Below are 24,991 nucleotides of genomic sequence, written 5' to 3' on the forward strand. Positions count from 1 at the left end.
CTGTCAGATTTTTTCCAGCAGCACACCAGATTCCATATGGTGCGTATACGGGAACTGATCAAACAAAGCCAGACGCGTGATGCGGTGCGTTTTGCTCAGGGTTTCCAGATTCGCACACAGCGTTTCCGGATTGCAGGAGATATAAAGAATACGGTCATAGCCTGCCACCATTTTCACCGTTTCATCATCCAGCCCGCTGCGCGGTGGATCGACAAAAATGGTGTTGCACTCGTATCCGCTTAAATCGACATCCTGCAAACGGCGGAATTCACGCACGCCATTCAGCGCCTGTGTGAAATCTTCGGCTGCCATGCGGATAATCTGCACGTTATCAATGTGGTTCGCGGCAATGTTGTATTGCGCGGCGGCGACAGAAGGTTTGGCGATTTCGGTCGCCAGTACGCGGCGGAAGTTACGTGCCAGAGCCAGCGAGAAGTTGCCGTTACCGCAGTAAAGTTCCAGTAAATCTCCGGTCGAGTTTTCCGTGGCCTTCAGTGCCCATTCCAGCATCTGAATATTCATCTCGGCGTTTGGCTGAGTGAAGCTGTTTTCCACCTGACGATAAATCATATCGCGGCCCGCGACCGGCAGAACTTCATCAACATAATCCTGGTCGAGCATGATTTTGGTTTTCGCGGCACGTCCAATCAGCTGGATATCAAAACCATCAGCACGCAGCTGGTCACGCAGCGCGGTTGCGGCCTGCTGCCATTCGTCATCAAGCTTACGATGGTAAAGGAGCGAGGCGATGATTTTGCCGCTGCGGGTCGACAGATAGTCGATCTGGAAGATCTTACGGCGCAATGCCGGATCTTGCTTAATAGCCGAAATCAGCACCGGCATCAGACGGTTAATCAGTTCGCTGGCGGTCGGAAACTGGTCCACGCGCACGCGGGCTTTGGTCTGCTGATCAAACATGATGTGGTACAGGTCGCCCTCATCGTGCCAGACGCGAAATTCCGCGCGCATACGATAATGGCTGACAGGAGAACGGAAAACGTCAGGCTGCGGCGCATTAAATGGCGACATCATCGCCGTGAGACGTGCGGTCTTTTCCGCCAGCTGGTCGTCGTACTGTTCAATGGGCAGGTTTTCAGGCGTCATCGGTTATCTCGTCTAACAGGGAATGAATGGACAAACTTAGCGGGGGATTGTAGGGAATGTCTCCGTTAAGTCCACCATTGTTACATTTATATCGTGAAAGCTTACTGGCTATTACGGATGTCTGGATTTCCAAATAGGTTGATCGTACGATTGCGCTTCGGCCTCATTGACTGAGTTAAAAGGGAATCCGGTGTGAATCCGGAACTGGCGCGCAGCGGTATGGGGAAATCACGGCGATAGCATTCTTTATTTTGCAGACACTGTTTCTTCCTTCTCTCCTTATATAGGAAAGGAGAAAGAGGAGATGGGAAGTCATCGCCCGGTGCGGGTAATTTCAATTAATTACGGTGTAATTAATAAGCCTGCAAATCCTAAGTCCGAAGACCTGCCGATGTTACGTCGCATTAATCATCGTCGTCGCGAATTACCGCCGGTGATCCTCTGCGGCATCCGCCAATTAAGTTTGGATGCTCGATTCATGACAATTAAAAAGCACGTGCTGCTGACGGCATTATCCGTCACGGCTTTTTCAGGGTGGGCGCAAGACAGCACTTCCACAAACAGCAGCGATAATATGGTCGTTACTGCTAACCGTTTTCCACAGCCCGTTTCTTCTGTATTAGCGCCGACGGATATCGTCACGCGTGAAGATATCGACCGGTGGCAGTCAAAATCCGTGGCCGATGTGTTGCGTCGTTTACCTGGCGTGGATATCAGCCAGAGCGGCGGAATGGGGCAACTGACCTCTGTATATGTTCGCGGTACCAGCTCCAGCCACACATTGGTCCTGATGGATGGTGTGCGTCTCAATCAGGCGGGTATTTCCGGATCAGTAGATATCAGCCAGATCCCTCTTTCATTAGTTCAGCGCATTGAATTTATTCGCGGCCCGCGTTCGGCGGTTTATGGCTCGGATGCCATCGGCGGCGTCATTAATATTATTACGACACGCGACAAAGACGGCACAACGCTCGGCGCGGGTATCGGCTCACACGGCTATCAGAACTACAACGGCTCAACGCAGCAGAAATTAGGTGAGAACACCACGCTGACGGCAGCAGGGGATTACACCTACACCCGTGGGATTGACGTGGTCGCTGACGGCAATAACGGCGGCGTTCCTCAGCCCGACCGCGACGGCTTCATGAGCAAGACGCTGTATCTGGCGCTGCAACATCAGTTCAATGAAGAGATCAGCGGCTTTGCGCGCGCCTACGGGTATGACAACCGCACGGCTTATGATGCGTATTACTCGCCGGGCAGCGCGCTGATTGATACCCGCCAGCTTTACAGCCGGACATATGACACAGGTCTGCGTTATCAGAACGGCATTTATGCCACGCAGCTCATCGGCAGCTACAGCCACGTCAAAGACTATAACTACGATCCGAAATATGGCCCGTATGACGCCTCCGCTTCCCTGGACGATTCCGATCAGTACAACGTGCAATGGGGTAATACGTTCCAGATATGGAAAGGGGAAGTCAGCGCAGGTCTGGACTGGCAGAAACTGACTACCGAGCCGGGTACCAGCTATCTTGCCGATGGCTATGATCAGCACAATACCGGCGTGTATCTGACCACGCAGCAAAAAATCAGCGATTTCACACTGGAAGGCGCGGTGCGCAGCGACGACAACTCCCAGTTTGGTCAGCACACCACCTGGCAGAGCAGCGCCGCATGGGAGTTTATCGATGGCTATCGCCTGATTGCTTCCTACGGTACCGCTTATAAATCACCGAACCTGAGTCAGCTCTACAGTGATTACTATGGTAATCCCGATCTGAAGCCGGAAGAGAGTAAGCAATGGGAAGGCGGGCTTGAAGGCCTGACGGGTCCGCTGGACTGGCGCTTGTCCGTCTATCGTAATGACATCGATCAGATGATCTCTTACAACGACTCGACCAGCAATTATTACAACATCGGCAAAGCGACCATCAAAGGCGTTGAATGGACGGGTTCCTTTGATACCGGCCCGTTGCAGCACAAGATTACTCTGGAATATCTCGACCCTCGTGATGCGACAACCAACGAAATTCTGACCCGTCGTGCCAAGCAGCAGGCTAAATACCAGATTGACTGGGACATCGCTGACATTGACTGGTCGATCAACTATCAGTATCTGGGACAGCGTTACGATACCGACTACGGAACCTATCCTTATCAGACCGTTAAACTGGGCGGTGTTAGTTTGTGGGATCTCGCGGCATCATATCCTGTGACCTCACACCTGACAGTTCGTGGTAGAATTGCCAACTTGTTTGATAAAGATTACGAGACGGCTTATGGCTATGCCACACCAGGACGTGAGTACTACCTCTCTGGAAGCTATACCTTCTGATACAACACAAGTTCCTGACCGCCCGACGGTGCTGGTTTTCGATTCCGGTGTCGGCGGGTTGTCGGTGTATGATGAGGTCCGGCAGATGTTGCCGGACCTGCACTATATATATGCCTTCGATAATGTGGCTTTCCCCTACGGCGAGAAATCCGAAGAGTTTATCGTTGAGCGCGTGGTGGAGATTGTCACCGCTGTCGCGAAACGCCATCCCCTCTCTATTATTGTCATCGCCTGTAACACCGCGAGTACCGTCTCCCTCCCTGCATTACGCGCCAAATTCAGTTGCCCCGTTGTCGGGGTTGTCCCTGCGATTAAGCCCGCTGCTAAATTGACGCGTAATGGTGTGGTCGGATTGCTGGCGACGCGCGCGACGGTACAGCGTCCTTATACGCATGATCTGGTCGCCCGCTTTGCGACGGATTGTCAGATTCTGATGCTGGGCTCGGCGGAGCTGGTTGAGCTGGCGGAAGCGAAGCTGCATGGCGAAGAGGTTTCACTGGCTGTATTGAAGAAAATCTTGCATCCGTGGCTGCGTTTACGTGAACCACCGGATACCGTGGTATTAGGTTGCACGCATTTCCCGCTGCTTTCGCAAGAGCTGTCACAGGTTTTGCCAGACGGCACGCGTATGATCGACTCCGGTTCTGCGATTGCCAGACGCGCGCACTGGTTAATTGAGACTTCTCACGTCGCTATTCCAGAAAAAAAAGCCGGTGTTGAAATAGAGAGTGTCGCCTACTGCATGGCGATGACCGCGGAGGCGCAAAGTTTGCTGCCTGTTTTACAGTCATATGGCTTCAGAAGTATCCAGGAATTGCCGCTTTAAACACCATTTGATGAAAGATTCAGCGGTCAGTAAATTATTTGTATTTTAGGGGTTGCGGCCTTCTGAGAACTCCCTATAATGCGCCTCCACTGACCGGGAACAACGACTGACAAGTCGCTCGGACAGGAAGAGAAAAAGTAGAAAGTTCGAATGAATAATCTCTTGACTCTTCAGCGGGAAAACGTAATATACGCCTCCCGCGCCGCATAAGATTCCTTGCGAACCGCGGCATGCTCTTTAACAATTTATCAGACAATCTGTGTGGGCACTCACAAGACGATATCAGCCACTTCGGTGGCAAAATATTTACTGACAGTAATGTCAAGTCTTAGAGTGACCAAGCAGTAATTCATTTAGTTGAATTATTACGAAGTAATCTCTGAGCACCGCTTAACTTGTTTAAGCAAATCGAACTTTTAATTGAAGAGTTTGATCATGGCTCAGATTGAACGCTGGCGGCAGGCCTAACACATGCAAGTCGAGCGGCAGCGGGAAGTAGCTTGCTACTTTGCCGGCGAGCGGCGGACGGGTGAGTAATGTCTGGGAAACTGCCTGATGGAGGGGGATAACTACTGGAAACGGTAGCTAATACCGCATGACCTCGTAAGAGCAAAGTGGGGGACCTTCGGGCCTCACGCCATCGGATGTGCCCAGATGGGATTAGCTAGTAGGTGAGGTAATGGCTCACCTAGGCGACGATCCCTAGCTGGTCTGAGAGGATGACCAGCCACACTGGAACTGAGACACGGTCCAGACTCCTACGGGAGGCAGCAGTGGGGAATATTGCACAATGGGCGCAAGCCTGATGCAGCCATGCCGCGTGTGTGAAGAAGGCCTTAGGGTTGTAAAGCACTTTCAGCGAGGAGGAAGGGTTCAGTGTTAATAGCACTGTACATTGACGTTACTCGCAGAAGAAGCACCGGCTAACTCCGTGCCAGCAGCCGCGGTAATACGGAGGGTGCAAGCGTTAATCGGAATTACTGGGCGTAAAGCGCACGCAGGCGGTTTGTTAAGTCAGATGTGAAATCCCCGAGCTTAACTTGGGAACTGCATTTGAAACTGGCAAGCTAGAGTCTTGTAGAGGGGGGTAGAATTCCAGGTGTAGCGGTGAAATGCGTAGAGATCTGGAGGAATACCGGTGGCGAAGGCGGCCCCCTGGACAAAGACTGACGCTCAGGTGCGAAAGCGTGGGGAGCAAACAGGATTAGATACCCTGGTAGTCCACGCTGTAAACGATGTCGACTTGGAGGTTGTGCCCTTGAGGCGTGGCTTCCGGAGCTAACGCGTTAAGTCGACCGCCTGGGGAGTACGGCCGCAAGGTTAAAACTCAAATGAATTGACGGGGGCCCGCACAAGCGGTGGAGCATGTGGTTTAATTCGATGCAACGCGAAGAACCTTACCTACTCTTGACATCCAGAGAATTCGCTAGAGATAGCTTAGTGCCTTCGGGAACTCTGAGACAGGTGCTGCATGGCTGTCGTCAGCTCGTGTTGTGAAATGTTGGGTTAAGTCCCGCAACGAGCGCAACCCTTATCCTTTGTTGCCAGCACGTAATGGTGGGAACTCAAAGGAGACTGCCGGTGATAAACCGGAGGAAGGTGGGGATGACGTCAAGTCATCATGGCCCTTACGAGTAGGGCTACACACGTGCTACAATGGCATATACAAAGAGAAGCAAACTCGCGAGAGCAAGCGGACCTCATAAAGTATGTCGTAGTCCGGATTGGAGTCTGCAACTCGACTCCATGAAGTCGGAATCGCTAGTAATCGTAGATCAGAATGCTACGGTGAATACGTTCCCGGGCCTTGTACACACCGCCCGTCACACCATGGGAGTGGGTTGCAAAAGAAGTAGGTAGCTTAACCTTCGGGAGGGCGCTTACCACTTTGTGATTCATGACTGGGGTGAAGTCGTAACAAGGTAACCGTAGGGGAACCTGCGGTTGGATCACCTCCTTACCTCAAGATACGCATTGTGCAGTGTCCACACAGATTGTCTGATAGAAAGTAACGAGCAGAAATACCTTAATAGGCTTGTAGCTCAGGTGGTTAGAGCGCACCCCTGATAAGGGTGAGGTCGGTGGTTCAAGTCCACTCAGGCCTACCAATTCGTCCTCATGCTGCGTTGTCGTCACACTCGTTTGCACTTGCAAACGTCGTATGAACTCCGCCTTGCCTGAGAACAAATTGGCTAACTCATCTTGCTGGTGTGTTAGTGATTAAGGTATCTGTAAGTGACTGTATGGGGCTATAGCTCAGCTGGGAGAGCGCCTGCCTTGCACGCAGGAGGTCAGCGGTTCGATCCCGCTTAGCTCCACCATTACCGTACAGCCCCTAAATAATACTTCAGAGTGTATTGGAAACAGTATACTGCGAAGTATTTTGCTCTTTAACAATCTGGAACAAGCTGAAAATTGAAAGTTTACAGCTGAACATCACTCTCCGTAGAAGTACTGAGTGGTGGATTAGTCTGTAACAGAGTCTCTCAAATAATCGCAGCGCGACGGTGGAAACACCTTCGGGTTGTGAGGTTAAGCGACTAAGCGTACACGGTGGATGCCTAGGCAGTCAGAGGCGATGAAGGGCGTGCTAATCTGCGAAAAGCGTCGGTAAGGTGATATGAACCGTTATACCCGACGATACCCGAATGGGGAAACCCAGTGTGTTTCGACACATTATCATTACATGAATACATAGTGTAATGAGGCGAACCGGGGGAACTGAAACATCTAAGTACCCCGAGGAAAAGAAATCAACCGAGATTCCCCCAGTAGCGGCGAGCGAACGGGGAAGAGCCCAGAACCAGAATCAGCGTATGTGTTAGTGGAAGCGTCTGGAAAGTCGCACAGTATAGGGTGATAGTCCCGTACACAAAAATGCATACGTTGTGAGTTCGATGAGTAGGGCGGGACACGTGACATCCTGTCTGAATATGGGGGGACCATCCTCCAAGGCTAAATACTCCTGACTGACCGATAGTGAACCAGTACCGTGAGGGAAAGGCGAAAAGAACCCCGGCGAGGGGAGTGAAATAGAACCTGAAACCGTGTACGTACAAGCAGTGGGAGCCTACTTTGTTGGGTGACTGCGTACCTTTTGTATAATGGGTCAGCGACTTATATTTTGTAGCAAGGTTAACCGTATAGGGGAGCCGTAGGGAAACCGAGTCTTAACTGGGCGTCAAGTTGCAAGGTATAGACCCGAAACCCGGTGATCTAGCCATGGGCAGGTTGAAGGTTGGGTAACACTAACTGGAGGACCGAACCGACTAATGTTGAAAAATTAGCGGATGACTTGTGGCTGGGGGTGAAAGGCCAATCAAACCGGGAGATAGCTGGTTCTCCCCGAAAGCTATTTAGGTAGCGCCTCGTGAACTCATCTTCGGGGGTAGAGCACTGTTTCGACTAGGGGGCCATCCCGGCTTACCAACTCGATGCAAACTACGAATACCGAAGAATGTTATCACGGGAGACACACGGCGGGTGCTAACGTCCGTCGTGAAGAGGGAAACAACCCAGACCGCCAGCTAAGGTCCCAAAGTCATGGTTAAGTGGGAAACGATGTGGGAAGGCATAGACAGCCAGGATGTTGGCTTAGAAGCAGCCATCATTTAAAGAAAGCGTAATAGCTCACTGGTCGAGTCGGCCTGCGCGGAAGATGTAACGGGGCTAAACCATGCACCGAAGCTGCGGCAGCGACGCTTATGCGTTGTTGGGTAGGGGAGCGTTCTGTAAGCCGTCGAAGGTGAACTGTGAGGTTTGCTGGAGGTATCAGAAGTGCGAATGCTGACATAAGTAACGATAATGCGGGTGAAAAACCCGCACGCCGGAAGACCAAGGGTTCCTGTCCAACGTTAATCGGGGCAGGGTGAGTCGACCCCTAAGGCGAGGCTGAAAAGCGTAGTCGATGGGAAGCTGGTTAATATTCCAGCACTTGGTGTTACTGCGAAGGGGGGACGGAGAAGGCTAGGCTAGCCGGGCGACGGTTGTCCCGGTTCAAGCGTGTAGGGGGTGTGATTTGGTAAATCCGGTCGCATATTAACCCTGAGGCGTGATAACGAGCCACTACGGTGGTGAAGTAGTTGATGCCAAGCTTCCAGGAAAAGCCTCTAAGCTCCAGGTAACACGAAATCGTACCCCAAACCGACACAGGTGGTCAGGTAGAGAATACTCAGGCGCTTGAGAGAACTCGGGTGAAGGAACTAGGCAAAATGGTGCCGTAACTTCGGGAGAAGGCACGCTGGCGCGTAGGTGAAGGGACTTGCTCCCGGAGCTGAAGCCAGTCGAAGATACCAGCTGGCTGCAACTGTTTAATAAAAACACAGCACTGTGCAAACACGAAAGTGGACGTATACGGTGTGACGCCTGCCCGGTGCCGGAAGGTTAATTGATGGGGTTATCCGCAAGGAGAAGCTCTTGATCGAAGCCCCGGTAAACGGCGGCCGTAACTATAACGGTCCTAAGGTAGCGAAATTCCTTGTCGGGTAAGTTCCGACCTGCACGAATGGCGTAATGATGGCCAGGCTGTCTCCACCCGAGACTCAGTGAAATTGAACTCGCTGTGAAGATGCAGTGTACCCGCGGCAAGACGGAAAGACCCCGTGAACCTTTACTATAGCTTGACACTGAACATTGAGCCTTGATGTGTAGGATAGGTGGGAGGCTTTGAAGCGTGGACGCCAGTCTGCGTGGAGCCAACCTTGAAATACCACCCTTTAATGTTTGATGTTCTAACTCGGCCCCGTGATCCGGGGTGAGGACAGTGTCTGGTGGGTAGTTTGACTGGGGCGGTCTCCTCCTAAAGAGTAACGGAGGAGCACGAAGGTTAGCTAATCACGGTCGGACATCGTGAGGTTAGTGCAATGGCATAAGCTAGCTTGACTGCGAGAGTGACGGCTCGAGCAGGTACGAAAGTAGGTCATAGTGATCCGGTGGTTCTGAATGGAAGGGCCATCGCTCAACGGATAAAAGGTACTCCGGGGATAACAGGCTGATACCGCCCAAGAGTTCATATCGACGGCGGTGTTTGGCACCTCGATGTCGGCTCATCACATCCTGGGGCTGAAGTAGGTCCCAAGGGTATGGCTGTTCGCCATTTAAAGTGGTACGCGAGCTGGGTTTAGAACGTCGTGAGACAGTTCGGTCCCTATCTGCCGTGGGCGTTGGAAGATTGAGAGGGGCTGCTCCTAGTACGAGAGGACCGGAGTGGACGCATCACTGGTGTTCGGGTTGTCATGCCAATGGCATTGCCCGGTAGCTAAATGCGGAAAAGATAAGCGCTGAAAGCATCTAAGCGCGAAACTTGCCTCGAGATGAGTCTTCCCTGTGGCTTTAAGCCACCTGAAGGGACGTTTAAGACTAAGACGTTGATAGGCTGGGTGTGTAAGTGCAGCGATGCATTGAGCTAACCAGTACTAATGACCCGAGAGGCTTAACCTTACAACACCAAAGGTGTTTTTAGAGACTTGAAGTAGATTTTCAGCTGAATGTTCCGAGATTGGTTCGTATGGCGGAGTGGTATGAGAAATCATGGCACGATGCGGTATGAATGAAACAGAATTTGCCTGGCGGCAGTAGCGCGGTGGTCCCACCTGACCCCATGCCGAACTCAGAAGTGAAACGCCGTAGCGCCGATGGTAGTGTGGGGTCTCCCCATGCGAGAGTAGGGAACTGCCAGGCATCAAATTAGTAAAGAACGTGTTCCTTTTCCCCTGACAAGGAAAATAACAGGAACAAGCAGGTATCAGCCGATTGCTGATGCGTGTGAAAGAACCGGTGGAGCGGTAGTTCAGTTGGTTAGAATACCTGCCTGTCACGCAGGGGGTCGCGGGTTCGAGCCCCGTCCGTTCCGCCAATTATTTGATTATGCCTGCTAATTTTAGCAGGCATAATGTTAAGCGTAATTTAGGGGCGTAGCTCAGTTGGTAGAGCACCGGTCTCCAAAACCGGGTGTCGCGAGTTCGAGTCTCTCCGCCCCTGCCATATTGAAACCCTTCGCGAAAGCGAGGGGTTTTTTTTCGTCTGTAATTTGTCCTCCTTTCTTATCGCGCTCATTAATCCCTCAATAAAACCTCTGTCTTGCCGGCTTTTGCACCATTTCGGCTCAATCCGCTCCATTTTCCTGGTTGTTTTTTGTCATGTTTTGGCTGAATACATGCACTAATTGATTGTTCTCCCCGTATGTGACCCCGCTCATGCTCCCTTTTTCCCAGTGTACTAAACCTAATCATCGTCCTGTGACGACAAACCGCCCCTGACAATACTGTTTTCATTCTTTTTCCTGACGTCGTGTCGAGAGGAATGAACACTGAGGTCGGGTGAACGTCCTGGCCGTACCCTACGAGTCATAACAAAAAGTAGCTCAGACTACACGCGAGGAAAGAAACATGTACAAACGCTTAATTGTGGCAGCAGCAGTGGCAACAGCACTTTGTGGCGCGGCTCATGCAGCTCCGCTGGTTGTTGGTTTTTCGCAGATTGGCTCTGAGTCTGGGTGGCGTTCTGCGGAAACAAAAGTGGCTAAGTCCGAGGCCGAAAAACGCGGTATCACACTCAAAATTGCTGATGCTCAGCAGAAACAAGAAAATCAAATCAAAGCCATACGCTCCTTTATCGCTCAGGGTGTGGATGCCATTTTCATCGCACCGGTCGTGGCCACCGGCTGGGCTCCGGTTCTGACGGAAGCTAAAGAAGCCAAGATCCCGGTATTCCTGTTAGACCGTACTATCGAAGTCACTGATCCTTCTCTCTACACCGCCGCAGTGGCTTCGGACAGCGTATATGAAGGCAAAGTGGCTGGAGACTGGTTGGTCAAAGATGTCGCCGGTAAGCCGTGTAATGTTGTTGAATTACAAGGCACCGTGGGCGCAAGCGTCGCCTTAAACCGTAAACAAGGCTTTGCCGATGCGCTGAAAGCTGCGCCAAACGTCAAAATTATCCGTTCACAATCTGGTGACTTCACCCGTAGTAAAGGTAAAGAAGTCATGGAAAGCTTCATCAAGGCTGAACAAAACGGTAAGAACATTTGTGCTGTTTACGCCCATAACGATGACATGGCAATCGGTGCGATTCAGGCCATTAAAGAAGCCGGTCTTAAGCCGGGTTCGCAGATTAAAATTGTTTCAATCGATGGCGTTCCTGACATCTACAAAGCGATGTTGGCCGGTGAAGCGAATGCTTCTGTCGAGCTGACGCCTAATATGGCGGGCCCTGCATTTGATGCTCTGATTGCAATGAAAAAGGATGGTACTCAGCCTAAGAAATTCATTCAGACTCAGTCTGCGCTTATCCTGCCGGATATGGCTCAGAAAGAATACGACATGAAAAAAGACATGGGTTATTAAGCCGGTTTACCGGCTTGCCTCAGCGGCAGGCCGGTAAAAATTATTCCCTTTTCGCCTCCTGGCGAATGCAGCAGGAGTAGTGACGTGACGGATAATCCTGGTTCAGAAACACTGCTTGAGGTCCGCGGTTTATCCGTAGAATTTCCCGGCGTGAAAGCGCTGGAAAATGTCGACTTCACGCTTGAACGTGGCGAAATAGTGGCACTGTTAGGTGAAAACGGGGCGGGCAAGTCCACGATGATTAAAGCGCTTACCGGTGTTTATAAGCGCTCTTCCGGACAAGTTTTTCTCAACGGAAAATCGATTGAACCTGTCAATACCGCTGATGCTCAGTCGCTTGGGATCGGCACGGTATATCAGGAAGTTAACCTTCTGCCGAATATCTCTGTTGCCGCCAATCTCTTCATCGGGCGCGAACCGACCCGCTTCGGGCTGGTCAATCAGCGCAAGATGGAACAACAGGCCGAATCCCTTCTGGAAGGTTATGGTCTGCATCTGGATGTCAGCCAGCCTCTTTCCACTTATTCCATTGCTATCCAGCAAATCGTGGCCATTGCCCGCGCTGTCGATCTTTCAGCGCAAGTCTTAATACTCGATGAGCCAACAGCCAGCCTGGATGCCAAAGAAGTCAGCATGTTGCTCGATATTCTTGTTCAGCTGCGTGACAAAGGCGTGGGGATGATTTTCGTGACGCATTTCCTCGACCAGGTTTATCGGATCAGCGACCGGATAACTGTTTTACGTAACGGTAAACGGGTGGGATCTGAACGTACTGTTGATCTGCCACGTATCGATCTGGTGCCAATGATGCTGGGACACAGCTTTGATGAAAGCCTGCTAAAGCGTACCGAGCATCGCAATGTGACGGGCGAGCCTTTGGTCGATTTCAAAGATTATGGCCGTCGTGGGGTCATTGAAAATTTCGACCTGAAAGTACGGCGGGGCGAAATCGTAGGGCTGGCAGGTTTGCTGGGGTCAGGGCGAACAGAAACGGCGCAGTTGATCTTCGGTATCAAGGGACATGACAGCGGCAGCGCGCAGGTTGATGGCAAACCCGAAACCATCAGCACCCCCCGTAAGGCTGCGAAGCTTGGGTTTGGTTATTGCCCGGAAGACCGCAAAACGGATGGGATTATCGGTGCCGCCACAGTGCGTGAAAATATCATCCTTGCCTTACAGGCTCAGCGCGGCTGGTTGCGACCCCTGCCTATGAAAGAGCAGCACCAGATAGCCGAAAAATTCATCAAGCTGCTCGGTATCCGCACACCCGGTACGGAGCAGGAAATTCAGTATCTCTCCGGCGGTAATCAGCAAAAAGTGCTTCTTTCCCGCTGGCTTGCGACCAATCCCCGTTTCCTCATTCTCGACGAACCCACACGTGGCATTGATGTGGGGGCTCATGCAGAAATCATCCGTCTGATTGAGAAACTTTGCGATGAAGGGCTGGCCTTACTGGTCATTTCATCTGAACTGGAAGAGCTGTCCGGCTATGCCGACCGCATCGTGGTGTTACGCGACCGTCGTCATGTTACCGAAATCGAGCAGGCTGAAATCTCCGTACCAGCCATTATGAAAGCCATTGCGGCGCAATGAGGAGATATCAATGAGCAACAGGAGTCTGCCAATGACGGGAAGACCGCGCAAAGTAAGATTTGTATTTCCTAAGGGTGCCACGCAAATCGGCGCTTTCGTCGCCATATTAATCATCGACAGCCTGGTCGCCCCCGGATTTTTCTCTATCCACATTCAGGATGGTCGCCTGTTTGGCAGCCTGGTTGATATATTCAACCGCGGCGCGCCTGTAGCACTGCTGGCTCTGGGGATGACGCTGGTTATCGCGACCGGCGGGATCGACCTTTCCGTCGGTGCCGTGATGGCGATAGCGGGTGCGACGGCGGCGACTATGACCGTTCAGGGGTATCCGCTGGCGATGGTATTGCTGGCATCGGTGGGTGTTGGTGCGATATGTGGCTTGTGGAATGGATTTCTGGTCGCAGTCCTGCAAATACAACCGATCGTTGCCACGCTGATGTTGATGGTCGCCGGAAGGGGGATCGCACAGTTAATAACGGAAGGACAGATCGTCACGTTTGAACATAACGGTTTGTCGCAGTTTGGTAGTGGTTCGCTGTTTTATCTGCCGATGCCTGTGATCATTGCCGTCGTCATGCTGGTGCTGGTCTGGGCGCTGACGCGTAAAACGGCGCTCGGGTTGTTTATCGAATCGGTGGGTATCAACATCCGCTCTGCTTATAACGCCGGCGTAAACGCCCGTTTAGTACTGATTTCCACTTACGTCATCTGCGGGATTTGCGCGGCTGTCGCAGGCGTGATTGTGACTGCTGATATCCGGGGTGCAGATGCCAATAACGCCGGTTTATGGCTGGAGCTTGACGCTATTCTTGCCGTCGTCATCGGTGGCGGTTCGTTGCTGGGCGGCCGTTTTAACCTGCTTCTTTCGGTAGTCGGTGCGCTGATTATTCAGGGAATGAATACCGGCATTCTGCTCTCCGGCTTTAAACCTGAATTCAATCTGGTATTGAAAGCCCTGGTGGTTCTCGCCGTACTGGTGGTTCAGTCACCCCGCGTTTCGCTCAGTAATCTGTTCCGGAGGAAGGGATAATGCTTAAAAGAAATCTGCCCCTGCTGATTACTATCTTGGTGTTCCTGGCGGGATACGCTTATTGCTTCACGCAGTTTCCGGGCTTTGCTTCGACGCGTGTCTTCTTTGATTTACTGACGGACAACGCTTTCCTGGGCATTGTCGCGGTTGGTATGACGTTCGTTATTCTCTCCGGCGGTATCGACCTTTCCGTGGGCTCTGTTATCGCTTTCACGGGCGTATTGCTGGCGAAACTGATAGGCACTTATGGCGTTGCGCCCGGTTACGCGTTTGTCATTGTGCTTTTGATGGGCGCGCTGTTCGGGGCGCTGATGGGCTGGATTATTGATACGCTGAAACTGCCGGCTTTCATCATCACGCTGGCGGGCATGTTTTTTGTGCGCGGAATGAGTTTTATCGTCTCGGAAGAATCGTTGCCGATTAACCATCCGGTTTATGATTTCCTCGCCAATTATGCCTGGAAAATGCCCGGAGGTGGCCGTTTCACTTTGCTGGCTCTGGTCATGTTGCTGGTGGTGCTGGGCGGGATTATTCTGGCGCATCGCACGCGATTTGGTAACAACGTCTATGCCGTCGGCGGAAGTAACGTTTCTGCTGCGCTGATGGGTGTGCCGGTTCGCCGTACCACGATTTATATCTATATGCTCTCAAGTTCGCTGGCCGTGTTATCCGGCATCATTTTCTCGCTGTACACATCTGCAGGGTATGCACTCGCTGCCAGCGGCGTAGAGCTCGATGCTATCGCTTCTGTCGTCATTGGCGGTACGTTGCTGAGCGGCGGCGTAGGCACAGTGTTGGGCAGCTTGTTTGGCGTGCTCATTCAGGGGCTGATACAAACCTACATCACCTTCGATGGCACGCTCAGCTCGTGGTGGACCAAAATCGTGATGGGGGTGTTGCTGTTCATCTTCATCGGATTGCAAAAAGGTATGGGTACCTTCTGGACAGCCAGAAGAGCGCGCCATCCCCGGCCTGAACCGTCCTGAGGCCGGACGGTTCAGAGATTAGTGATCAGCGGCGTTTTGAGTAACTGACGGATCAGAACCTGCTGATCGCTGGTTTGCAGCCAGACGGCGTACAGCGGGCGGATCACCGGAGGGATCTCTTCATGCACCGACAGTTGCGGATATTCCTTCGCCCAATGCGCGGGCAGGAAAGCGCAACCGCCGGTGTTTTCCAGCAACTGGCGCGTCAGATGCGCAGACGTTGTGGTCAGCACCGGTTCCTGATCGCTGTTTTGCAGCTTTTCCTGCTGCGGGAAGTCCGCACCCCATTCCAGTTTCACATACGGCGGATGTTCTTCCCTGACCGTTTTCTGTGATGAAAAAAGTCGTAACGAGAAATTACCTAACAGCTGGCTTGAAAGCTCATCCATCTTCGGCGGTTCAGTGGTGATCAGTAAATCCAGTTGTCTTTCATGCAATTGTTTGACCAGAGACTGGCGAAGGGCGATGCGTGCCTCAAGTCTCAGTGCGCCGCGCTGCGTGTAAAGCGATTGCAGCCACGGGGTCAGATAGGCTTCCCAAAGCGAGGCCGTTGCCCCAATCGACAATTCAGTGTGCTGTAACGAACGCACCACCTCTTTTTTCGCCATCTGCCAGGTTGACATCAGATTCTCAGCATAAGGCAGCAGGCGTTCTCCTGCGGGCGTTAACCGGATATTGTTGCGATGCCGTGTGAACAAATTGGCGCCAAGTTGGGTTTCCAGTTGTCGGATACGAAAACTGACGGCAGATTGCGTCAGATATAGGGATTCCGCCGCCCGACCAAAGTGGCGAGTTCTACTGACCTCCAAAAAGGTTTTCAGTAATTCCGTGTCCAAAACTATCTCCAATATTTTTTGTCGTTAAGATTTAAATGTTTTGTTTTACACAATGTCAAGCCTAACTAATACTCCGCGCCATAACAGCACGACCATGAGAGAATTAGGAGCGTGTCAGATGGCGGAAAGCTTCACCACGACAAATCGTTTTTTTGATAATAAACATTACCCTCGCGGGTTCTCCCGGCATGGCGATTTCACCATTAAAGAAGCGCAAATGCTAGAACGTTACGGCTTTGCCTTTAACGAGCTGGATCTGGGAAAACGTGAGCCTGCTAACGACGAAGAAAAACTGTTCCTGGAGGTTTGCCGCGGTACGCGTGAACCTGTGACAGATGCAGAAAAAGTGTGGAACAAATACATTGTCCGCACCCGTCGTCCGAAGAAATTCCACACGTTGTCTGGCGGTAAACCGCAGGCTGACGCTGTAGAAGACTACACGGAAAGCGATGACTAATGAAACGGGGCGATGCCCCGTTTTTTTATACCAGACTCTTATGCAGAGTTAACAATAGCCTATCCATGCTGCGATAGCTTAGCGCCTCAGCAATATGCCGTCGTTCAATCCCCTCAACACTCCCCAAATCAGCCAATGTTCTCGCGACTTTCAGAATGCGATGCCAGGCTCTGACCGATAAACCCAGCTTATGCAGTACCTCTTCCAGGAACTCTGCGTCTGCTTTGGTTAACACACAATACGTTTCCACTTCGCTGCTGCTCAGATGCGCATTGATTTTCCCCGCGCGGTTTAACTGAATTTCTCTGGCGTTCAGTACCCGTTCCCGCACTTGTGCGCTGTTTTCCCTCAGAACAGGCGTATGGTTTTGCTGACTCAAAATACCGGGCGGCAGGAGCGGGACTTCAATCGACAGATCGAACCGGTCGAGGAAAGGCCCGGAAAGCCGGCTCAGATAGCGTAAAACCTGCTGTGGCGGCGTGCGGTTGTGGATGCCCTGATAATGTCCGGTCGGGCTGGGATTCATCGCTGCAATCAGCTGCGCTCTTGCCGGATAGCGGACTTTCGCCCGTGCGCGGGAAATGGTGATTTCGCCGGATTCCATCGGCTGGCGCAAGGCATCCAGAACCTGCCGCTGAAATTCAGGCAGTTCGTCGAGAAACAATACGCCGTTATGAGCCAGGGATATTTCCCCCGGTCTGGGCAGCGAGCCACCCCCGACCAGCGCACTCATCGACGTGCTGTGATGCGGTGCCCGAAATGGACGCACGCGTGAAAAACCGCCGTCTTCCTCCGGGTTATACACCAGACTGGCGATAGCTGCGGTTTCTAACTTTTCCTCATTGGTCAGCGGTGGCAACAATCCCGGCAACCGGCTCGCCAGCATGGTTTTTCCGGTGCCCGGCGGTCCTATCAGCAATAAGTTATGGCCGCCTGCCGCTGCGACCTCCAGTGCGCGCTTGGATTGTTCCTGCCCGATGATGTCTGAAATGTCAGGCTGATGTGCCGGAATGGGCGGGTGAACGGGAAATTCGATGGCTGGCAAATTATCTTCGCCCTGCAAAAAAGCGCAGACCTGCAATAAGTGCCCAGCCACCCGCGCGACACCGGGATCGAGCAGCGTCATTTCCGTTTGATTACTTTGCGGCAGGATCAATATCCGGCCTGCTTTCTGCGCCTCAAGTGCCGCCGGTATCGCGCCATTTACGCTGCGTAGCGCACCGGAAAGCCCGAGTTCGCCCACAAACTCGTACTCCTCAAGCTTATCCCCCTGAAGCTGCTCTGAGGCCACCAGAATCGCCAGCGCAATGGATAAATCATAGCGGCCACCTTCTTTCGGCAAATCGGCTGGGGCAAGATTCACGGTGATGCGTTTTGCCGGAAAGGTGAATCCGCAGTTGATGATGGCGCTGCGAACCCTGTCTCTGGCCTCTTTGACGGTGGTTTCCGGTAAACCGACCAGCGTCAGAGCCGGTAAACCGTTGCTGATATGTACCTCAACCGAGACGCCGGGCGCCTGAACACCCAGTGAGGCGCGGGTATACACCACGGCTAATGACATGCTTTTTCCTTTGCTGTGAGATTTCCTGGGGCCAGCATGCCTGAGCCTGAAACACTTGCGGGGAGAAGATTTGCACGATGCGTACCATCGCGGATAAATATTTTGTAAGTCAGTGGGTTAACACAGACAGATGCGAAGCGTATCGCAACCGCAGCAATACTCATTAACAGTTTGATGTGTTCGGAAACAAATTAGCCCGCTAATTAAGTTGCTGGTTATACAGGCTGAGGTGTTTAATTTAATTGTATTTAACAATAAATAAACAAATACGAATCATTGATTAACATCTCGCGGCCTTACTGAGGGTTTTCCGGAACGTCCCGGTGAGCGCATAACCTACAGCTATTCCGGAATAGGGATACACCCATGTTTGGTTGGACTTCTCGGCAGCGTAACGTTGCCATCGCCAGTTTTCTGAGCTGGACTCTCGATGCTTTTGACTTCTTCGTTCTGGTCTTCCTGCTCAGTGATATTGCCACGGCGTTTCAGGTGGATATCAAACAGGTCACGCTGGCTATCCTGCTGACGCTGGCCGTGCGGCCAATCGGTGCGCTGCTGTTCGGGCGTGCTGCGGAGAAATACGGGCGCAAGCCGGTTCTGATGGTCAACATCGCGCTGTTTTCATTCTTCGAACTGTGTACTGCGGCGGCGCCTTCGTTGACCGTATTCCTGATCCTTCGCGTCATTTACGGCATTGCGATGGGCGGTGTCTGGGGCGTGGCCTCTTCGCTGGCGATGGAAACCATTCCTGACCGTTCACGCGGCATGATGTCGGGGATTTTCCAGGCAGGTTATCCCTTTGGTTATTTGCTGGCCGCCGTGGTGTACGGCTTATTGTTTGATGTGGTGGGCTGGCGCGGAATGTTTGTGATTGGTGCGGTGCCGATTTTCCTGCTGCCATTTATCTGGTTCAAAGTGCAGGAATCACCGGTCTGGCTGGCAGCGCGGGAACGCAATGAAAGCACAGCTCTGATGCCGGTGCTGAAGAAAAACTGGAAGCTGTGTGTCTATCTGGTGGTGCTGATGGCGGGCTTTAATTTCTTCAGTCACGGTACGCAAGATCTCTACCCGACCTTCCTGAAAGTTCAGCACGGCTTCGATGCACATACCGTCAGTTTAATCGCCATAAGCTACAATATCGCGTCAATTATCGGCGGGATCTTCTTCGGCTCGCTTTCTGAAAAGATTGGTCGCAAGAAGGCGATTATTATTGCCGCACTGCTTTCACTCCCGGTCATTCCTTTATGGGCATTTTCCGGCGGTTCGTGGATGCTGGGACTCGGGGCGTTTCTGATGCAGTTTATGGTGCAGGGCGCATGGGGCGTGGTGCCGACTTATCTGACAGAACTGGTGCCCGCCAATACCCGTGCGGTTCTGCCGGGATTCGTTTACCAGCTCGGCAACCTGATTGCTTCAGTTAATGCGACGCTTCAGGCCTACATTGCCGAAAGCCATGGACACAATTATGGACTGGCAATGGCGATAGTGGCCGGTACTGTTGCCATTCTGATTTCGGTTCTGGTGGCATTTGGCCGGGATACCCGCGGAAAAGCCATTGCCGGAGCAATAAATAATCAGAAGGTTAATGATCGCGCTAAGGTTTGATTTATCAGACGATTTCCTGCGAATTGTGCAACGGGCTGCAAATAATAACGCAAGAAAAATGTTGTCATTAAATAGCTGACTGTGATAACTCTGTAGGCAATCGTTCGCAATATGAATTATAGAAACCTAAAAATGAAAGCCCTTCTCCTCGTAGTTAGCCTAGTCGTGATTAGCGTGGTGGTGATTATTATCCCACCGTGCGGGGCTGCACTTGGACGAAGAAAGGCTTATTAAACAAGCCTGAACCTGAAAAGAAACCCCGCACCGAAAGGTCCGGGGTTTTTTTTTGGGTCAGGAATTTCAGAGAACAGTGAAGCGGGGTCGGAAAATGAGCAACAGCATAATATTCTGCACTTGTCGCAAAAAGGCAGGAGAATAAGGATGAACGGAGCACAGTGGGTAGTACAAGCGTTGCGTGCGCAGGGTGTAAATACAGTATTTGGATATCCTGGCGGGGCAATCATGCCGGTATACGATGCATTGTATGACGGCGGCGTGGAACACCTGTTGTGCCGGCACGAGCAGGGCGCCGCAATGGCTGCTATCGGCTATGCCCGTTCAACCGGGAAAGTTGGCGTCTGTATCGCCACTTCCGGTCCTGGCGCGACCAACCTCATCACCGGTCTGGCCGACGCGCTGTTAGATTCTGTTCCGCTGGTGGCTATCACCGGTCAGGTTGGCTCCGCATTCATTGGTACCGATGCTTTCCAGGAGATCGACGTTTTAGGTTTATCTCTGGCCTGCACCAAACACAGCTTCCTGGTTGAATCGCTGGACGCATTGCCGGAAATCATGGCGGAAGCTTTTGCTATCGCCACTTCAGGGCGTCCGGGGCCGGTTCTGATCGACATCCCGAAAGATATCCAGCTGGCGACCGGAGAATTGCCGCCACACCTGCTGGCTGTGGAAGAAACCTTCCCGCATCCGATGGCTGAACTGCAACAGGCCAGCGCGATGATCGCTGCGGCGCAAAAACCGATGGTCTACGTCGGCGGCGGCGTGGGGATGGCGCAGGCAGTTCCGGCCTTACGTGAATTCATCTCAGCAACCGGTATCCCGGCCGTCGCCACGCTGAAAGGGCTGGGCGCACCGGATGCCACTGACCCGTGCTATCTGGGAATGCTGGGTATGCACGGCACCAAAGCCGCTAATCTGGCGGTTCAGTCCTGCGATTTACTGATTGCCGTCGGTGCGCGTTTTGATGACCGGGTGACCGGCAAGCTGAACACCTTTGCGCCAAACGCGGCCGTTATCCATATGGATATCGACCCGGCCGAACTGAACAAACTGCGTCAGGCGCACGTAGCGTTGCAGGGCGATCTGAATGCTCTGTTACCTGCGCTTTACTCATCTTCTAAGAACGGCCAGCCGCTGAATATCAGCGCATGGCGTGACGAAGTGATGACGCTGAAAGCGCAGGGCGAATGGCGCTACGACCATCCGGGCGAAGCGATTTATGCGCCGCTGTTACTGAAACAAATCTCTGATCGTAAATCTGAAAATACCGTCGTGACCACCGACGTCGGTCAGCATCAGATGTGGACCGCGCAGCACATGCAGTTCAGCCGCCCGGAAAACTTCATCACCTCCAGTGGTCTGGGCACGATGGGCTTTGGCGTTCCGGCGGCCGTCGGTGCACAGGTTGCCCGTCCGGACGACATGGTGATCTGCGTTTCCGGCGACGGCTCGTTCATGATGAACGTTCAGGAGCTGGGCACCATCAAACGAAAACAGTTGCCCGTCAAAATCCTGCTGCTGGATAACCAGCGTTTAGGGATGGTCCGACAGTGGCAGGAACTGTTCTTTGACGGACGCTTCAGTGAAACCAACCTTTCTGATAATCCCGATTTTGTCACGCTGGCCAGCGCATTCAACATCCCCGGCCAGCGTATCCACCGTAAAGACCAAGTCGATGCCGCTCTGGACGCGTTCTTCAATAGCGAAGGTCCGTATTTGCTTCAGGTTTCCATCGACGAAAATGAGAATGTCTGGCCGCTGGTTCCACCGGGCGCAGGCAACGAAACCATGTTGGAGAAAATGTCATGATGCAGCATAACGTCTCAATCCAGGCCCGTTTCCGCCCTGAAATGTTAGAACGCGTATTACGCGTTGTCCGCCACCGTGGTTTCCAGGTGTGCGCGATGAACATGACCCCGATGGTCAATGCGGAAAACATAAATATCGAATTGACCGTTGCCAGCCAGCGCCCGGTAGATTTACTGTCATCACAGTTACGCAAACTTATGGATGTCGCTTGTGTCGAGATCCAGCAACATACATCACAACAAATACGCGCGAATGCGTGAGTAAAGGAACGAAAGAATGACGAAGAAAGCTGATTACATTTGGTTCAATGGCGAGATGGTTCCGTGGGCAGAAGCGAAGGTTCACGTCATGTCACACGCACTGCATTACGGCACGTCCGTATTTGAAGGCGTGCGTTGCTACGACTCCCATAAAGGCCCGGTCGTATTCCGTCACCGTGAACACATGCAGCGTCTGCGCGATTCCGCAAAAATCTACCGTATGCCGGTTTCCCAGAGCGTGGATGAGCTGATGGAAGCTTGCCGCGAGACTCTGCGCAAAAATAATCTGGTCAGCGCGTATATTCGTCCGCTGGTCTTTGTCGGCGATGTGGGTATGGGCGTTAACCCGCCGGACGGCTACAAAACTGACGTGATCATCGCCGCTTTCCCGTGGGGCGCGTATCTGGGTGAAGAAGCGCTGGAACAGGGTATCGACGCGATGGTGTCTTCCTGGAACCGCGTTGCCGCCAACACCATTCCAACTGCCGCGAAAGCCGGTGGTAACTACCTGTCCTCATTGCTGGTCGGCAGCGAAGCACGTCGCCACGGTTATCAGGAAGGTATCGCGCTGGACGTTCACGGTTATGTCTCTGAAGGCGCAGGCGAAAACCTGTTTGAAGTGAAAGACGGCATTCTGTTTACACCTCCGTTCACCTCTTCCGCCCTGCCGGGTATCACCCGTGACGCGATTATTAAACTGGCGAAAGACATGGGACTGGAAGTTCGTGAACAAGTTCTGTCCCGTGAATCCCTGTATCTGGCTGACGAAGTCTTCATGTCCGGTACTGCCGCAGAAATCACGCCAGTTCGCAGCGTCGACGGCATTCAGGTCGGCATCGGCAAACGTGGTCCGGTCACCAAACAAATTCAGGATGCGTTCTTCGGCCTGTTCACCGGCAAAACCGAAGATAAATGGGGTTGGTTGGATCCAATCAACCCACAGTAATTACCCGTCATCCTTCAGGCTGCTTCTGCGTTGGCTGCCTTTATTCACCCCGGTCACTTACCTGAGTAAGCTCCCGGGGATTCATTCAGTTGCCGCCTTGCTGCAACCCGAATGATTTAGGGTAATGATGAGGATAAATTAGAAATTCAGCAGGCAGCGATATCGCTGCCTGCTAAACAGAAATGATTTGGAGTGAACAGAGCATGCCTAAGTACCGTTCCCACACCACGACACATGGCCGCAACATGGCTGGCGCCCGCGCTTTATGGCGTGCCACCGGCATGACGGATAACGATTTCGGCAAACCGATTATTGCCGTCGTCAACTCATTCACCCAGTTCGTACCGGGCCACGTGCATTTGCGCGATCTGGGTAAACTGGTTGCCGAGCAAATCGAAGCATCCGGCGGCGTGGCGAAAGAGTTCAACACTATCGCCGTGGATGACGGGATCGCCATGGGTCATGGCGGCATGCTGTATTCACTGCCTTCTCGCGAGCTGATCGCGGACTCCGTGGAATACATGGTTAACGCGCACTGCGCCGATGCCATGGTCTGTATTTCCAACTGCGACAAAATCACCCCGGGAATGCTGATGGCCTCACTGCGCCTGAACATTCCGGTGATCTTTGTTTCCGGCGGTCCGATGGAAGCCGGTAAAACCAAACTGTCAGACAAAATCATCAAACTCGACCTGGTCGATGCAATGATTCAGGGCGCAAACCCGAACGTCAGCGATGCCGACAGCGAACAAATCGAGCGTTCTGCCTGTCCGACCTGCGGTTCCTGTTCCGGTATGTTTACTGCCAACTCGATGAACTGTCTGACCGAAGCGCTGGGTCTGTCTCAGCCGGGCAACGGTTCATTGCTGGCAACGCACGCCGATCGCCGGGATTTGTTCCTGAACGCCGGTCGCCGTATCGTTGAGCTGACCAAACGTTATTACGAAAAAGACGATGAAAGCGCATTGCCGCGCAACATCGCCAGCAAAGCCGCATTCGAAAACGCCATGATCCTGGATATCGCGATGGGCGGCTCGACTAACACCGTTCTTCACCTGCTGGCTGCCGCGCAGGAAGGCGAAATCGACTTCGACATGACCGACATCGACCGTCTGTCACGCAAAGTCCCGCACCTGTGTAAAGTTGCGCCGAGCACACAGAAATACCACATGGAAGACGTTCACCGGGCCGGTGGCGTGCTGGCTATTCTGGGCGAACTGGATCGCGCCAATCTTCTGAACCGCGACGTGAAAAACATTCTTGGCCTGACCCTGAACCAGACGCTGGATCAGTACGACATCATGCTGACCAAAGACGAAGCGGTGAAAAAAATGTTCCGCGCCGGTCCGGCAGGTATCCGTACTACCCAGGCGTTCTCACAGGATTGCCGCTGGGATACGCTCGATGACGACCGCGCCGAAGGTTGTATCCGTTCTCTGGAACATGCCTTCAGCAAAGACGGCGGTCTGGCCGTGCTTTACGGCAACATCGCCGAAGCGGGCAGCATCGTTAAAACCGCAGGCGTGGATGAATCCAACCTGACTTTCCGTGGTCCGGCCAAAGTTTACGAAAGCCAGGATGATGCCGTTTCCGCGATCCTCGGCGGCAAAGTGGTTTCCGGCGATGTGGTAGTTATCCGTTACGAAGGGCCGAAAGGCGGGCCGGGGATGCAGGAAATGCTGTATCCGACCACCTATCTGAAATCCATGGGTCTGGGCAAAGAGTGTGCGCTGATCACCGACGGTCGTTTCTCCGGCGGTACCTCCGGTCTGTCCATCGGCCACGTTTCTCCGGAAGCGGGCAGCGGCGGCCTGATTGCGCTGGTGGAGGATGGCGACATCATCGACATCGATATTCCAAACCGCAAAATGGTGCTGGACGTTCCTGCGGCGGAACTGGCAGCGCGTCACGAAGCCGAACTGGCGCGTGGCGACAAAGCCTGGACGCCGAAAAACCGTGAACGTGTGGTTTCTCTGGCGCTGCGTGCTTACGCATTGCTGGCAACCAGCGCGGACAAAGGCGCAGTACGCGACAAGTCTAAGCTGGGAGGCTGACAG

Annotated in this window: 16 protein-coding genes, 4 tRNA genes, 3 rRNA genes and 1 riboswitch; of the genes, 20 read left to right on the forward strand and 3 right to left on the reverse strand. The window is 52.8% G+C overall.

The window, feature by feature from the left end; translation table 11 throughout:
- Positions 1–3: 3 nt before the first annotated feature.
- Positions 4–1,104 (reverse strand): tRNA (uridine(54)-C5)-methyltransferase TrmA, encoded by a 1,101-nt coding sequence (trmA, locus tag CKQ54_RS04085; RefSeq protein WP_120163780.1) that lies wholly within the window; start codon positions 1,102–1,104, stop codon positions 4–6.
- Between the two features lie 141 nt (positions 1,105–1,245).
- Positions 1,246–1,511, forward strand: a riboswitch (cobalamin riboswitch).
- Between the two features lie 71 nt (positions 1,512–1,582).
- Between trmA and btuB the strand changes: the two genes are divergently transcribed.
- The 13 genes from btuB to yjfF all read left to right on the forward strand — a co-directional run bounded on the left by btuB (position 1,583) and on the right by yjfF (position 15,223).
- On the forward strand, positions 1,583–3,445 hold the full coding sequence (btuB, locus tag CKQ54_RS04090) for a TonB-dependent vitamin B12 receptor BtuB (RefSeq protein ID WP_120163779.1): 1,863 nt from the start codon (positions 1,583–1,585) through the stop codon (positions 3,443–3,445).
- Positions 3,390–4,271, forward strand: coding sequence for a glutamate racemase (gene murI, locus CKQ54_RS04095; protein ID WP_120163778.1), 882 nt, complete (start codon positions 3,390–3,392; stop codon positions 4,269–4,271). The genes btuB and murI overlap by 56 nt, the downstream gene beginning before the upstream one ends.
- Before the next feature lie 417 nt (positions 4,272–4,688).
- Positions 4,689–6,231, forward strand: a 16S ribosomal RNA gene (locus tag CKQ54_RS04100).
- A gap of 71 nt (positions 6,232–6,302) precedes the next feature.
- Positions 6,303–6,379, forward strand: a tRNA-Ile gene (locus CKQ54_RS04105).
- Positions 6,380–6,516: 137 nt separating this feature from the next.
- A tRNA-Ala gene (locus CKQ54_RS04110) sits at positions 6,517–6,592 on the forward strand.
- 209 nt (positions 6,593–6,801) lie between these two features.
- Positions 6,802–9,710, forward strand: a 23S ribosomal RNA gene (locus CKQ54_RS04115).
- 124 nt (positions 9,711–9,834) lie between these two features.
- A 5S ribosomal RNA gene (gene rrf / locus CKQ54_RS04120) occupies positions 9,835–9,950 on the forward strand.
- The 16S, 23S and 5S rRNA genes sit together here with 4 tRNA genes alongside, the layout of an rRNA operon.
- A 98-nt stretch (positions 9,951–10,048) precedes the next feature.
- A tRNA-Asp gene (locus CKQ54_RS04125) sits at positions 10,049–10,125 on the forward strand.
- 52 nt (positions 10,126–10,177) lie between these two features.
- A tRNA-Trp gene (locus CKQ54_RS04130) sits at positions 10,178–10,253 on the forward strand.
- A gap of 404 nt (positions 10,254–10,657) precedes the next feature.
- Positions 10,658–11,614, forward strand: a complete 957-nt coding sequence (gene ytfQ / locus CKQ54_RS04135; protein WP_120162814.1) for a galactofuranose ABC transporter, galactofuranose-binding protein YtfQ — start codon at positions 10,658–10,660, stop codon at positions 11,612–11,614.
- A gap of 111 nt (positions 11,615–11,725) precedes the next feature.
- Positions 11,726–13,207 (forward strand): galactofuranose ABC transporter, ATP-binding protein YtfR, encoded by a 1,482-nt coding sequence (gene ytfR / locus CKQ54_RS04140; RefSeq protein ID WP_198659741.1) that lies wholly within the window; start codon positions 11,726–11,728, stop codon positions 13,205–13,207.
- Between the two features lie 10 nt (positions 13,208–13,217).
- Positions 13,218–14,237: a galactofuranose ABC transporter, ATP-binding protein YtfT gene (gene ytfT / locus CKQ54_RS04145; protein ID WP_112290281.1), complete on the forward strand. Its 1,020-nt coding sequence runs from the start codon at positions 13,218–13,220 to the stop codon at positions 14,235–14,237.
- Positions 14,237–15,223 (forward strand): galactofuranose ABC transporter, permease protein YjfF, encoded by a 987-nt coding sequence (gene yjfF / locus CKQ54_RS04150; RefSeq protein ID WP_113878114.1) that lies wholly within the window; start codon positions 14,237–14,239, stop codon positions 15,221–15,223. The genes ytfT and yjfF overlap by 1 nt, the downstream gene beginning before the upstream one ends.
- An 11-nt stretch (positions 15,224–15,234) precedes the next feature.
- Here the strand turns inward: yjfF and hdfR are convergent, their stop codons facing one another.
- Complete coding sequence (gene hdfR, locus CKQ54_RS04155) at positions 15,235–16,059, reverse strand: HTH-type transcriptional regulator HdfR (RefSeq protein WP_112290284.1); 825 nt, start codon at positions 16,057–16,059, stop codon at positions 15,235–15,237.
- A gap of 118 nt (positions 16,060–16,177) precedes the next feature.
- Here hdfR and CKQ54_RS04160 point away from each other — a divergent pair, with 118 nt between their 5' ends.
- Entirely contained in the window at positions 16,178–16,516 is a 339-nt protein-coding gene (locus CKQ54_RS04160; RefSeq protein ID WP_112290286.1) for a MaoP family protein, read from the forward strand.
- A gap of 25 nt (positions 16,517–16,541) precedes the next feature.
- Here the strand turns inward: CKQ54_RS04160 and CKQ54_RS04165 are convergent, their stop codons facing one another.
- The gene (locus CKQ54_RS04165; protein WP_120162813.1) at positions 16,542–18,077 is read right to left on the reverse strand and encodes a YifB family Mg chelatase-like AAA ATPase; all 1,536 of its coding nucleotides are present in this window, start codon (positions 18,075–18,077) and stop codon (positions 16,542–16,544) included.
- Positions 18,078–18,443: 366 nt separating this feature from the next.
- Here CKQ54_RS04165 and CKQ54_RS04170 point away from each other — a divergent pair, with 366 nt between their 5' ends.
- The 6 genes from CKQ54_RS04170 (at position 18,444) to ilvD (ending at position 24,988) form a co-directional block, all read left to right on the forward strand.
- On the forward strand, positions 18,444–19,682 hold the full coding sequence (locus CKQ54_RS04170) for an MFS transporter (RefSeq protein ID WP_120162812.1): 1,239 nt from the start codon (positions 18,444–18,446) through the stop codon (positions 19,680–19,682).
- Between the two features lie 132 nt (positions 19,683–19,814).
- Positions 19,815–19,916: an ilv operon leader peptide gene (gene ilvL, locus CKQ54_RS04175; protein ID WP_015699153.1), complete on the forward strand. Its 102-nt coding sequence runs from the start codon at positions 19,815–19,817 to the stop codon at positions 19,914–19,916.
- Between the two features lie 147 nt (positions 19,917–20,063).
- The gene (gene ilvG, locus CKQ54_RS04180; RefSeq protein ID WP_120162811.1) at positions 20,064–21,728 is read left to right on the forward strand and encodes an acetolactate synthase 2 catalytic subunit; all 1,665 of its coding nucleotides are present in this window, start codon (positions 20,064–20,066) and stop codon (positions 21,726–21,728) included.
- Entirely contained in the window at positions 21,725–21,988 is a 264-nt protein-coding gene (ilvM, locus tag CKQ54_RS04185; RefSeq protein WP_013577547.1) for an acetolactate synthase 2 small subunit, read from the forward strand. The genes ilvG and ilvM overlap by 4 nt, the downstream gene beginning before the upstream one ends.
- A 16-nt stretch (positions 21,989–22,004) precedes the next feature.
- Positions 22,005–22,934, forward strand: a complete 930-nt coding sequence (locus CKQ54_RS04190) for a branched-chain amino acid transaminase (protein WP_101079475.1) — start codon at positions 22,005–22,007, stop codon at positions 22,932–22,934.
- A 203-nt stretch (positions 22,935–23,137) separates the two neighbouring features.
- Positions 23,138–24,988 carry a dihydroxy-acid dehydratase gene (ilvD, locus tag CKQ54_RS04195; RefSeq protein ID WP_112290317.1) on the forward strand — a complete coding sequence of 617 codons (1,851 nt, stop codon included), beginning with the start codon at positions 23,138–23,140 and terminating at the stop codon, positions 24,986–24,988.
- The last annotated feature ends 3 nt before the right edge of the window (positions 24,989–24,991 follow it).

The organism is Rahnella variigena, from assembly GCF_003610915.1.
GTDB classification, from domain to species: domain Bacteria; phylum Pseudomonadota; class Gammaproteobacteria; order Enterobacterales; family Enterobacteriaceae; genus Rahnella; species Rahnella variigena.

Coding starts and splice junctions, on each gene's coding strand:
- ilvD (WP_112290317.1), top strand. CDS start 23,138: ATGCCTAAGTACCGTTCCCACACCACGACACATGGCCGCAACATGGCT.
- ilvG (WP_120162811.1), top strand. CDS start 20,064: ATGAACGGAGCACAGTGGGTAGTACAAGCGTTGCGTGCGCAGGGTGTA.
- trmA (WP_120163780.1), bottom strand. CDS start 1,104: ATGACGCCTGAAAACCTGCCCATTGAACAGTACGACGACCAGCTGGCG.
- ytfQ (WP_120162814.1), top strand. CDS start 10,658: ATGTACAAACGCTTAATTGTGGCAGCAGCAGTGGCAACAGCACTTTGT.
- CKQ54_RS04170 (WP_120162812.1), top strand. CDS start 18,444: ATGTTTGGTTGGACTTCTCGGCAGCGTAACGTTGCCATCGCCAGTTTT.
- murI (WP_120163778.1), top strand. CDS start 3,390: ATGGCTATGCCACACCAGGACGTGAGTACTACCTCTCTGGAAGCTATA.
- btuB (WP_120163779.1), top strand. CDS start 1,583: ATGACAATTAAAAAGCACGTGCTGCTGACGGCATTATCCGTCACGGCT.
- ilvL (WP_015699153.1), top strand. CDS start 19,815: ATGAAAGCCCTTCTCCTCGTAGTTAGCCTAGTCGTGATTAGCGTGGTG.
- CKQ54_RS04160 (WP_112290286.1), top strand. CDS start 16,178: ATGGCGGAAAGCTTCACCACGACAAATCGTTTTTTTGATAATAAACAT.
- ilvM (WP_013577547.1), top strand. CDS start 21,725: ATGATGCAGCATAACGTCTCAATCCAGGCCCGTTTCCGCCCTGAAATG.
- yjfF (WP_113878114.1), top strand. CDS start 14,237: ATGCTTAAAAGAAATCTGCCCCTGCTGATTACTATCTTGGTGTTCCTG.
- ytfT (WP_112290281.1), top strand. CDS start 13,218: ATGAGCAACAGGAGTCTGCCAATGACGGGAAGACCGCGCAAAGTAAGA.
- CKQ54_RS04165 (WP_120162813.1), bottom strand. CDS start 18,077: ATGTCATTAGCCGTGGTGTATACCCGCGCCTCACTGGGTGTTCAGGCG.
- CKQ54_RS04190 (WP_101079475.1), top strand. CDS start 22,005: ATGACGAAGAAAGCTGATTACATTTGGTTCAATGGCGAGATGGTTCCG.